Here is an 11,805-nt window from a genome sequence, read left to right on the forward strand (position 1 = left end):
GCCGGCATCCCAACCTTACTCCGATACGAAGGGTGGCCGGATCCGGTCGGGATTCCGCCTACAGGTGCCTCCCGCCTCTCCGGTGACAGCTCCGGCAAAGGGGCCGTGGGAAGGCCGTACTCATGCCGGGCCCCGCAGGGACCTCGCCGGACCGGCGCCACACAGGCGGACACGGGGTGGCGGCGCCGCAGGAAAACCCATAACGACACCCCGCCCGGCCACGGCAGCCGGAGCAGGCCACCAGACAGCCGCTCTCAACCATACGAATAAAGGGGGACGCCATGCCAGGACCAGTGCAGGCACCGCAGACACGCTACATCAGCCTCGATACGGATTTCGGCTATGACGCCCTGGGCGGCATGGGCCGCCTTGGCAGGCACAGCATGGAAGTGCTGGAGCCGGGCACACGGCAGACCGACCGCATCCCAGGCCCGCCCAGGACGGTGGGGCGCTGGTTCTCCAAACTTCTGGACAGCCTCACTCCGGCCGGCTGGCGTGCCCAGGGCAAGTTCCGGCGCGGGCTGGAAGACTTCAGCGCCCAGACGGGCAGGATCCTGGGCCATCTGCGCAATGCCGCTGCCGGTGCGCCCGACGATCCCCAGCGCCGTGCGGATCTGGAATCGGCCTTGCGGGAACTGGCCGGGCTGCGGCAGGCAGCGCGCCCCATGACCAGCCGGGGCACGGACTATGCCGAGCTGCTCCAGACCCGTGTGCGCCGCAACATGGCCATCCTGCGCGAGGAAGCTCCGCAACGGGCCGAGGAACTGCGGCAATTGCAGACGAGCGGCCTGCTGGATGCGGTCATCGCCGACCTCGATGAGGGACAGGCGGACATGGCCGCCGACCTGGCCCTGATCCGGGATGCCCTGCATACCGGGGCGGACGACATGGCCGCCCGCGTGGAGGCCCGGGCCACCGATCTGGGAACGGCTCCTGCCGCAGCGGTCGATGACACGGCGCCCCCAACGGCCCCGCAGCCCTATCGTTCGCGTTTCAGCCCCGCCGCCCTGCGGGACTTTTTCCTGGGCCGCATCACCTTCAGGGAGGAAGCCCGGCAGGCCCTGCAGGAACGCCAGGCCACCCTGGCCCGGTTCACGGGCGAGGCCCGGGACACCCTGCAGGCCGCACTGGAAGCCGTGGATGCCGTCCTGCAGGACAGACTGACGGCCGATGCGGACAGCTTCGCCCACGTCCAGCATCAGGTGGACGCCAAGATGCGCCGGGCCATCCACTGCGCTTTGGACGATGTCTGCGGTCTGGCCCTGCGCCATCTGGATACGCCGGAGAGCGTGGGGCAGGAGGGGCAGGACTTCCGCCGCATCGACGCGGACTTCGTCCGGCAGGAGCTGGCCGCCCTCCAACGCGGTGACCGGCCCTCGACCGGAGACAGTGCCCCGGCGGATGCGGCTCGCCCCGACGCTGATCCGTTCCGGCAAGGCATCCGGCAGGCACGCCTTCAGATACGGGACATCTCCCGCCTGTACGGCCAGCTGACGGAAGGTCTGGGCGAGCTGGCCCAGCGGGACAGCCGCTGCCGGACCGGCCTGCTGCTGCACGAGCTGGCCGAGACCGACCTGCCCCCGGACATGGACCGTCAGGAATGGGGCCAGGCCTGTGACACGCTCATCGAGGCCCTGCGCTCTCCCGCCACGGATCCCTGGGCCGTCAGGGACGCCCTGTCCCTCATCGACCGGAGGACGGGGGATGCCCGGATGCCGGAAGCCGTGCGCCAGCGCTTCCGGGAAGGGCGGGCCGATCTGCTGCGCCATCTCGAACCGGCCATGGATCGCCCCGTCTTCCAGCTTGCCGAGACCGGCCAGGCGGAGAGCCGCCTGGATGCCCTTGAGCAGGCGCGCGCCCTGCATCAGGTGGTGGGGCACGCGGGAGCACTGTTGCAGCGCGCCCGGCTGCCCCAGGCGGACAGCCTCATCTCCCAGGGGCTCCAGATCAGCCGTCTGGCCCTGCGCCTGCGTACCGACGGCCCGCGCGAGCCGGAACACCGGCAGCAGGCCATCGTGGAGCTGCGCACCTCCGTGGCCCGCTTCATGGCCAACCTGACCCTGGCCCGCATGCAGACGGAGAACCCCACCGTGCGCAGCGCCCAGCCCGAAGCCCGGGGCCTGGACACCGACGGCGCCCGGGAGGGCCTCGATCTGATCCGGCAGAGCGTGGAACGCATCCTTGGCGGCCTGAAGGACCAGGAAGGCGGCGTGGTGGCACGCGCGGCCCTGCAGGACGGCCTGCGGCTGCTGGAGAAGGGCAGGGACGCGGCCGTGGCCTGCGGCAGGCTCCTCGACAATGTCATCCATAAGGAAGCGAATGTGGCGGAACAGCTGGCCGTCTGCCTGGAATCCGGCCGGGACGATGCCGCCGCGGCCCTGCACGGCCTGCTGGAAGGCAGCCGCTGGGCCAAGGGCAAGCACGGCGAGGCAAAGGCCGCCATCGACGCCTTTCTGGCAGCCCTGCGCCCCGTGCAGGAAAGCCGGGGGCAGAGCCAGCTGCTGCGCTTCCTTGCCAACCGTTTGTCCGGCGCCTTCACCCCGCACGATGTCTACATGGGCTTCGACGGCAGCATCCACATGCTCATCAATACGGACAGGCAGGGCCTTGGCGGCAGCCGGAAGCTCCAGGGCACCCGCTGGATCACCCTGCCGCCGCCGGACCAGCTCCGGCCGGGCGTCACCACCGGCGTGCACCGTCTGGACCAGCTGCTGGATGCGGGGGACAACCGCACCACCTTCTACCCGCAGCTCCACCAGCTGCTGACGCGCTATTTCTCCGGCATCCCCTATGATCTCAGCCTTCCCGGAGACGGGCAGTAATTACGTGAAACAGTCCCGGGGGAAGACGTTCTCCCCCGGGCTTCCGCAACGGTTGCGGCCACGCCCCCTGCTTCAGCACACAGCCCCTTCACAGGGGCTTTTTCTTTTCAGGAGCGGGACAGGCCCCCGGAAAAAGTGCATTTGGAGGGGGATGGGGGGCTTGGGGGGGAAGGTACCCCCTTGGGGCACTGGTCAAAGGGGGTACCTTCCCCCCACAAAAGCAGTGCTCAAAACGAACGCCCCGTGCGATGCACGGGGCGTTCGTTTTGGCATACTGCCCAACAAATATCATGACCGCTACCTGACGGAAGGCTCCACGTCGTCCACAGGCACGATGCTGTCCACATCGTATTCCAGCAACGATGTCTGGCCCAGCAGCAGGGCACGTTCCTTTTCCACGGTCTTGCGGAAGCGCTCCATGGAGGCCTTGCGCACGCTCTCGCCGCGCGGGTTGATGGCCTTGGCCGGATTGACGAACTTGCCGTTCTGCCGCAGGCGGAAATCCAGATGCGGCCCGGAAGAAAGGCCCGTGCTGCCCACGAAGCCGATGACCTGGCCCTGCCGCACGCGCTGGCCGTTACGCAGGCCGCGGGCATAGCCGGACAGATGGGAATACATGGATTCCAGCCCGGCCGAATGCTTGATGATGACCTGGTTGCCGTAACCGCCGGCCCAGCTGCGCCGGGTGACCACGCCGTCGCCCACGGCCTTGACCGGCGTACCGGTGGGCGCGCCGTAGTCCACGCCCAGATGGGGGCGGCTGTAGCCCAGGATGGGGTGCTTGCGGTTGTGCGAGAAGCGGGACGTCACGCGGGTGAAGGCCAGCGGCGCCTGGAGCAGGGTCTTGCGCAGGTTCTCGCCCTTGGCATTGTAATGCTGCGGCCGGTTCTTGCCGTCACGGAACAGATAGGCCTCGTAGGTGGTGCCCGTATTGGTGAAGTGGGCGGCCAGCACGCGGCCATAGCCCTTGTACTCGCCGTCACGGTAGCGCTTTTCCACCAGCACCTTGAAACTGTCGCCGGGCTGCAGGTCGCGGATGAAGTTGATCTCCGAGCCGAACAGGTTGCCCAGGGTGAGGGCCAGCTGCGGGCTCTCGCCGATGTCGGCCACGGCCTGGAAGAGATTGTCGTCGATGGTGGCTTCCACCTGGGCGAGGGTGGTCACATATTCGATGGGCTCCACGCGGGCCACGGGCTCTTCCGCCCCTTCCACCACCAGACGGCGGCTGGCGTCGATCTCGTACTCGAAGCGCTTGAGCTGGCCGGAAGCCGGATCCACCACGATGGTGTAAGGCTGGCCGGTACGGAAGGCCCGCATGGAGAAGACCTGCCGGGCGGCGCTCACATAGGGGTGGGATCCGGAAGACGTGTTGCCCTCGATGATCTTGCTGACGGTATCGCCCTTTTCCACCGTGCCGTGCACCACGGCCTCGCCGTTGATGATCTCGGCCCCTTCGGGCAGCGGCACCGCGGGCTGGGCATCCTGATCCGCCGCTATCGCTTCCGTGGCGGCGGCTTCGGGAGCGTCGGGGGCTTCTGCCTGCCCGGCATCTTCCGCCCCGGTCGCAGAGGCCGTCGTCTCCCCATCCCGGGCCGGGGCCTCGGCGGCCTGCTCCGTCACGGCCTGGGCGGGAGCCGTATCTGCATCCTCCGAGCTCCAGGGCAGGTGGGCTATGCCCAGCTGCCCGGCCAGCAGGCCGAGAAGGATCACGAGGACGAAAAAGACTGCAAGTCCTGTTTTCTTCATGCGGTACACTCCAAACAGTATGGCATATAGCCTGCGCGCCCGTCAGTTGTCCAGCAAGATGCCCGCCGTCATCTCCGGACGAGGAACACGGAACGCGCCATGCCCTCCCTGAGGGGTGTTCCTTGTGTCATCATGTGCGTAAATATGATAACATACTGAAAATAAAGATAATAATAAAAACATTCGGACTTGATTTTCTTGCGCCTGCCGTATAGATGTTGCTCACGCAACAAACAATCATCATCGCAGCAGCGTCAGAGGACGCTTTCATGGAGCTTTCCGTGTCTTTGCATCTTTCCTACAAAAAATGGCTGTTTTTCGTCCTGTCCTCAGCCTATCTGGTGGTTTTCATCCAGAACGTGGCCATCACCGTCGTCACCCCCGATGTCATGCGGGATCTCGGGCTCTCCTCCGGTGACATGGGCCTGCTGGGTTCCGCCTATCTGTATGCCTATGCCCTCACCCAGGTCTTTTCCGGCATTCTCTCCACCCGCTTCGGCCCGCGCCGCCTGCTGAGCTGCCAGTTCCTGGTGGCGGCCCTTGGCGGCTTCCTTTTCGCCACGGCCCACAGTCTGCCCATGGCCGTGGCCGGGCGCCTGCTCAACGGCCTGGGCATGGCGGGGGTCATGTCCTCTTCCTTCACCCTGTTCAGCCGCTGGTTCGCGCCCGAGACCTTCTCCCGCCTCTGCACCCTGTTCTTCATCGCGGGCGGCATGGGCGGCCTGCTGGCCACCACGCCGCTCTCCCTGGCCAACCACTGGGTGGGCTGGCGGCTGGTCTTCCTGGCACTTTCCGTGCTGACCTGTTCCCTGACCGTCATCATCTATACCGTGGTGCGGGACTGGCCGCCCCATCTGGCCGCCACCTGCAACGGTATCCGCCTGGCAGACGTGCTGCGTGATGTGGCCGCCATGGCCAAACAGTCCGACTTCTGGAAGATGGTCGTCTGGTACCTGACCCTGCCGTCGCAGTATTTCGTGTTCCACGGCCTTTGGGGCGCGGTCTACATGGGCGGGACCTTCGGCCTTTCGCCCAGCCTCATCGGCAACATCCTGGCCATGGGCGCCGTGGGCTTCATCGCCGGGACGCCGCTTTTGACCTGGATCAGCGAAAAGCGCCTCAAGTCCCGCCGCAAGGCCATGGTCCTGGCCAGCCTGCTGGCCTGCGTCTCCGCTGCGGCCCTGAGCCTGGGCAGCGCCAGCCTGAGCGTGCCCCTGCTGTTCGTCGTTTCTCTGGGGCTGGGCATCGCGGCCAACGGTCCCTGCCCCGTGGGCTATGCCACCGGCCGGGAGCGCTTCGGCAATCGCATGGTGGGCAGCCTGAGCGGCATCCTGGCGTCCTCGGTCTTCGTGGGCGGGGCGCTGCTCCAGCTGGTCTCCGGGGCGCTGCTTTCCTTTGCCCAGCAGGCGGGCCTGTCCCAGCCCTGGACATGGGCCTTTGCCCCGCTGGTGCTCCTGGCTGCCGTCAGTGCTTTGGCCGCCTGGCTCCTGCCCGAGACATTCGTTGATAAAAAGTAATAAAAATAATATCTTAATAAAGATACGCACAAAAGTTTCATAAGTGACATAGTTAAGGATCCCGCCCCCGGCAGGCTGTACAGGCAGGCTGCTGGGGGCTTTTGTCAAACGCCGCCGTATCCCCCCACACAGAAGAAGGCAAAAAGGCTTACCGCCCAAATGCAAGCCTTCCTGACCCATCCGTCGCGTTGGAGAACCATCAGCGCACTTGTTTAGCGGACGTTTTTATGCTATAAAAACATCTTTGCGACGACCGGAAGAAGGTCCCGGATCGCAAGGGGCCGCTCATGACAAATGCACATGTTTCCCTTCAGGATTTTCGCCACCGCCTGCGCCGGCATCTGCTCGGCGGCATCCCCGGTGGCCCGGATGGCGGGGGAGCGCCCTGGCTGGATGGTCTGGTCATGGAGCACCTTCCGTCCGGCAATGTGTTGCGGATCACCTTTCCCCATATCTACTTCGCCCGCTGGTTCGCGCCGCACGAAACGGATTTTTCGGCAGCCGTGAAGGCCGCCTGGCCGGACGCCGACGCCCCCCGGCTGGAATATGTCCTGCCCGGGCAGCCCCGGCCCCAGGGCCCCGCGCCGCACACGGCCCCGGCCCGCATCCCGGACGCCCTCTTTTTCCATGATGACAGCAGGGACGAGATGCCGCTGCCGGGCGGTGCCCGCAATGCCTTCCCCCTGGCCATGGCCAGGGCCGTTGCCCTGCGGGAGCCCGGGCACAGCCCCTTCCTTCTCCACGGCGAAAAAGGCACGGGCAAGAGCCATCTGCTGCATCACATGGCCGCGGCCCTTGCCCGGCAGGACCTGCGCGTCATCCTGGCCCCGGCGGCCCGTTTTTTTCAGCACTGCCCTCTGGAGGAACAGACGGCCCCCCTGTTCTGGCAACAGGCCGATGCCCTGTTCCTGGACGATATCCAGACCCTGGGCGGGCAGCCCCGTTTCCAGCGCCTGCTGGCGGCCCTGCTGGCGCATCGCCCCGAAAAGGCCCCGGTGGTCCTGGCCCTGGAGGGCGGCCCCGATGTTCTGGGAACGTGGGAGCCCGGTCCCGCCGCCCGCGTCCGGCAGCTGTTCTCCGCCGAGCTGACCCCGCCGGACATGGAAGCCCGCATGCGTTACCTGCAGCAGTGCTGCCGCGAGAACGCCCTGGACCTGCCCCGCGAACATCTGCGCCTCATGGCACGGCGCGCGGCCCATTTCCACGGCCTGCGTTCCCTGCTGCTCCGGGTCAAGGCGGCCTGGGAAGATGCCGCCGCACCGCGCCCCAGCCTGGACGATCTGGAACGTCTGGCCCGCACGGGCCCGGTGCAGTCCTGCCATGCCGGACACGAACAGATCCTGGCCGAGGCCGCACGCTGCTGCGACGCCGCCCCCGCCGACATCACCGGTACGGGCCGCCACGCGCGCCTGGTCATGGCCCGGCAGGCGGCCATGTACGTCTGTCGCCGCCATCTGGGCCTTTCCTATCCCGAACTGGGCCGGGCCTTTGGCGGACGCGACCATAGTACCGTCATCCATGCGGTCAAAAAGATTGGAAAAATGCTGGAAAGTAACAAAGATGTGCAACACCTTGTCGCCAGACTGGAAAAATGCGCACATCAGGAACAGCCGGACGGCGCTCCCACGGATGACGTGTTCAGGGCGTAGACGGGCAGTGCTTAAAGGGCTTGCTAAAATTTCAAGTAAAAACAGCTTGTTGCAGAGGTTTCGCACAAAAGCACAGGCATCAATTATTACAAGGATTCTTTTATGAAACTTTCTGTTAATAAAGAACAGATCATCGAAGGCCTGCAGAAAGCGGCAGCCATCATCCCTGCCAAAGCAGGGGCCGCCTACCTGCGTTCCATCTGGCTCAAGGCCGAGAAGGGCAGCCTGTCCATCATGGCCACGGACGCCAATATCGAATTCACCGGCCGTTATCCCGCCGAAGTGAAGCAGCCCGGCCTCATCGGCGTGCAGGGCCGCGCCTTCGTGGATCTGGTGCGTCAGCTGCCCGCGGGCGTGCTCCAGCTCACCCTGGACGAGAGCACCGGCAACCTGCTGCTGGAACAGGGCCGCCGTACCTACAAGCTGCCCGTGAGCGGGGCCGAGTGGTTCCAGAACTTTTCCGAATTCCCGGACGAGACCCCGGTGACCTGGTCGGGCGACTTTTTGCAGGACGTGCTGGATCGCGTGGTCTTCTGCATCAGCGATGACGACGCCACCGACGCCATCACCTGCCTGTACATGAAGCCCTGCGGCAATGGCCGTATCGACGTCTGCGGCCTCAACGGCCATCAGTTCGCCCTGGTCTCCTTCACCCATGACGATCTGGCCGCCCGTCTGCCCGAAGAGGGCGTGCTGATCCAGAAGAAGTACCTGCAGGACATGAAGAAGTGGCTGGGCGTGGACGAGATCGAGCTCAACATCACCGACAAGCGCCTGTACCTGCGTACCCTGGACGGTGCCGAGAGCCTGTCCGTGCCGCGTGCCGGTCATGATTACCCCGACTACACGGTGTTCATGAGCCGCCTGGAAGGCGACGGCGTGAGCCTGCTCACCGTCAACCGCAAGGAAGCCATCGAGGCCCTGGGCCGCATCCAGATCTTCAACACCGACAGCGACCGCTGCGCCTATCTCGACCTGGGCGACAACGAAGTGCGCCTCTCCGCCCAGGGGCAGGACACCGGTTCGGCCAACGAGAGCCTGGAAGTGACCTACCGCGGCGACATCAGCCGCATCGCCTTCCCCACCCGCAACCTCATGGACGTGCTGGGCCACTTCAGTTCGCCCAGCGTGGACATGATCCTGACCGGCGCCGAAGGCCCCTGCGGCATCCGCGGTTCCGAAGACAACGAGTACACGGTCATCATCATGCCCATGAAGATTTCCGAATCCACCTATTATAGCGAGGAAGATGTTTAATGGCTCCTGACATGGCCTCCAGCTACGACGCCTCATCCATTACCATTCTCGAAGGGTTGTCCGCGGTGCGCAAGCGCCCGGCCATGTACATCGGTTCCACCGACGTGCGCGGCCTGCACCATCTGGTGTACGAAGTGGTGGACAACTCCATCGACGAGGCCATGGCCGGCTTCTGCACCCGCATCACCGTCATCCTGCACGCCGACAACAGCGTCACCGTGCGCGACGACGGCCGCGGCATCCCCGTGGACATCCATCCCAAGGAAGGCGTGCCCGCGGTGCAGGTGGTCATGACCAAGCTGCACGCCGGCGGCAAGTTCGACAACAACAGCTACAAGGTCTCCGGCGGCCTGCACGGCGTGGGCGTGTCCTGCGTCAACGCCCTGTCCGAGTGGCTGACGGTCACGGTGCGCCGCGACGGCAAGCGCTACCGCCAGCACTATTCCCGCGGCGTGCCGCAGGACCAGCTGACGGTCATCGGCGAGGCCGACGGCCACGGCACCACGGTGCGTTTCCAGCCCGACGAACAGATCTTCGAGGTGCTGGAGTTCTCGTACGACACCCTCAAGAAGCGCTTCGAGGAGCTGGCCTACCTCAACAAGGGCCTGTACATCGAGTGCATCGACGAGCGCACCAGCGAGACCCATGTGTTCCACGCCGAGGGCGGCATCCGCCAGTTCGTGAGCGACCTCAACTCCGGCCAGCAGGGCATCCATCCCATCATCATGGCCGAAGGCGTGGTGGACAATGTGGCCATCGACTTTGCCCTCCAGTACAACGCCGGCTACAAGGAGACCATCCTCACCTTCGCCAACAACATCCATACCAAGGAAGGCGGCACGCATCTGGTGGGCTTCCGTACGGCGCTCACCCGCGCCATCAACGGCTATGTGAAGAACCAGCCGGACCTGACCAAGAAGCTCAAGGGCACGGCCCTGTCGGGCGACGACGTGCGCGAGGGCCTCACGGCCGTCATCAGCGTCAAGCTGCCCCAGCCCCAGTTCGAAGGCCAGACCAAGACCAAGCTCGGCAACAGCGAAGTGGCCGGCATGGTGGCCGGCATGGTCTATGACAGGCTCACGGTCTACTTTGAGGAGAACCCCAAGGACATCCGCCTGATCATCGACAAGGCCGTGGACGCCGCCCGCGCCCGCGACGCCGCCCGCCGCGCCAAGGAACTGGTGCGCCGCAAGGGCGCGCTCTCGGACAACTCCCTGCCCGGCAAGCTGGCCGACTGCCAGAGCAAGGACCCCGCGGAATCCGAACTGTTCATCGTGGAAGGTGACTCCGCAGGCGGCTCCGCCAAGCAGGGCCGCAACCCGCGCAACCAGGCCATCCTGCCCCTGCGCGGCAAGATCCTGAACACCGAGCGCACCCGCTTCGACAAGATGCTGGCCAACAAGGAAGTGAAGGCCCTCATCACGGCCATGGGCGCGGGCATCGGCGAGGAAGACACCGACCTCGACAAGCTGCGCTACCACAAGATCATCATCATGACGGACGCCGACGTGGACGGCGCCCACATCCGCACCCTGCTGCTGACCTTCTTCTTCCGGCAGTATCAGGAGATGGTGGAAAAGGGCTACGTCTACATCGCGCAGCCGCCCCTGTACCGTGTGCACAACGCGCGCATGGAAAAGTTCATCAAGGACGATGCCGAGCTCAACGAGTTCCTGCTCAACCGCGTGAGCGAGGACGTGACCGTGGTGGCCGCCAACGGGCGGGAATACACGGGCCGCGACCTGATCCGCCTCATGGAGACCATCGAGAAGATCGAGCTGCGCGTGGCCGATGCCGAGAGCACCGGCATGCCCCGGCCCCTGTTCCTGGCCCTGGCCACCTATCCCCGCGCCGTGGACCGCGCGCTGCTGGAAGCCCGTGATGCCGACTTCCTGTCCTGGCTGGAGAAGCACGAATATGCCCTGAGCCTGGAACGGGAACACAGCGAGGACGAGGACGAAGGCCGCGTGTTCGCCGTGTTCGAGAACACGGGCAGCCACCACACCCGCCGCGGCATGGAATTCTTCGCCTCCCGCCTGTACCGGCAGACCTGGCAGCTGTTCAACGACCTGCGCGAACAGTGCGGCGAGCTGAGCTTCAGCCTGCGCCGCAAGGACAGCAGCAGCCAGGCCGGCGACGTGTTCGACCTGATGCAGATGACCCTGGACGAGGCCCGCAAGGGCATCAACATCCAGCGCTACAAGGGTCTTGGTGAAATGAACCCCGAACAGCTCTGGGTGACCACCATGAACCCCGAGAACCGCGTGCTGCTGCAGGTCTCGGTGGAGGACGCCAACGAGGCTTCGGACGCCTTCGAGGAACTCATGGGCGACCGTGTGGAGCCCCGCCGCGAATTCATCGAACGCAACGCCCTGAGCGTGCAGGATCTGGACATCTAGCTGCCGGAGGGACGACGCATGCAGGAAACTGGCAAGGAAAAGAAGAGCTGCTTCGGCTGCTCCGTCATCGCTGTCTGCGGCTGGCTGGTCTGCGCGGCCATGTGCCTGTGGCTGACCATCTCGCTGGAAGGCTACCCCAAGGCCTACAGCCTGGCCTATCCGGCAGCCATGGCGGTGCTGTTCAGCAACATCTTCGTCTTCATCTTCACCAGCTCCCGCTGCGCGGGGGACGTGCGCCGTCTCCTGCCCGCCGTGATCCGTGTCTGCTTCGGTGAGGGGACCATGCTGCTGCTGGTCTGGCTCTGGGGCAGGTACTGGCTGGCTGCCTGAGGACGCTCCCCGGCGGGGGCCGCCCGGCGGCTCCCCCGGTACATCCTTTGAGAAAGAATGCGGGACCCGCTCCCGATTTGATATT

7 protein-coding genes are annotated in these 11,805 nt (G+C 65.5%); 6 read left to right on the forward strand and 1 reads right to left on the reverse strand.

Going from position 1 to position 11,805, the window contains the following annotated elements:
- The first annotated feature begins 281 nt into the window (after nucleotides 1-281).
- Nucleotides 282-2,822: a hypothetical protein gene (locus DESPIG_RS07210; RefSeq protein WP_147588993.1), complete on the forward strand. Its 2,541-nt coding sequence runs from the start codon at nucleotides 282-284 to the stop codon at nucleotides 2,820-2,822.
- A gap of 297 nt (nucleotides 2,823-3,119) precedes the next feature.
- Here DESPIG_RS07210 and DESPIG_RS07215 read toward each other — a convergent pair whose 3' ends face one another.
- Entirely contained in the window at nucleotides 3,120-4,568 is a 1,449-nt protein-coding gene (locus tag DESPIG_RS07215; RefSeq protein ID WP_006006871.1) for a M23 family metallopeptidase, read from the reverse strand.
- Nucleotides 4,569-4,849: 281 nt separating this feature from the next.
- Between DESPIG_RS07215 and DESPIG_RS07220 the strand changes: the two genes are divergently transcribed.
- From DESPIG_RS07220 to DESPIG_RS07240, 5 genes are all read left to right on the forward strand, one after another.
- Nucleotides 4,850-6,085: an MFS transporter gene (locus tag DESPIG_RS07220; RefSeq protein WP_169304816.1), complete on the forward strand. Its 1,236-nt coding sequence runs from the start codon at nucleotides 4,850-4,852 to the stop codon at nucleotides 6,083-6,085.
- 287 nt (nucleotides 6,086-6,372) lie between these two features.
- Nucleotides 6,373-7,734 carry a DnaA/Hda family protein gene (locus tag DESPIG_RS07225; RefSeq protein ID WP_006006876.1) on the forward strand — a complete coding sequence of 454 codons (1,362 nt, stop codon included), beginning with the start codon at nucleotides 6,373-6,375 and terminating at the stop codon, nucleotides 7,732-7,734.
- 102 nt (nucleotides 7,735-7,836) lie between these two features.
- Complete coding sequence (gene dnaN / locus DESPIG_RS07230; RefSeq protein ID WP_006006879.1) at nucleotides 7,837-8,991, forward strand: DNA polymerase III subunit beta; 1,155 nt, start codon at nucleotides 7,837-7,839, stop codon at nucleotides 8,989-8,991.
- On the forward strand, nucleotides 8,991-11,390 hold the full coding sequence (gyrB, locus tag DESPIG_RS07235; protein WP_006006881.1) for a DNA topoisomerase (ATP-hydrolyzing) subunit B: 2,400 nt from the start codon (nucleotides 8,991-8,993) through the stop codon (nucleotides 11,388-11,390). The genes dnaN and gyrB overlap by 1 nt, the downstream gene beginning before the upstream one ends.
- A gap of 18 nt (nucleotides 11,391-11,408) precedes the next feature.
- Nucleotides 11,409-11,720 carry a hypothetical protein gene (locus DESPIG_RS07240; protein ID WP_006006883.1) on the forward strand — a complete coding sequence of 104 codons (312 nt, stop codon included), beginning with the start codon at nucleotides 11,409-11,411 and terminating at the stop codon, nucleotides 11,718-11,720.
- Nucleotides 11,721-11,805 lie beyond the last annotated feature (85 nt).

Source organism: Desulfovibrio piger ATCC 29098 (assembly GCF_000156375.1).
Lineage (GTDB): Bacteria > Desulfobacterota > Desulfovibrionia > Desulfovibrionales > Desulfovibrionaceae > Desulfovibrio > Desulfovibrio piger.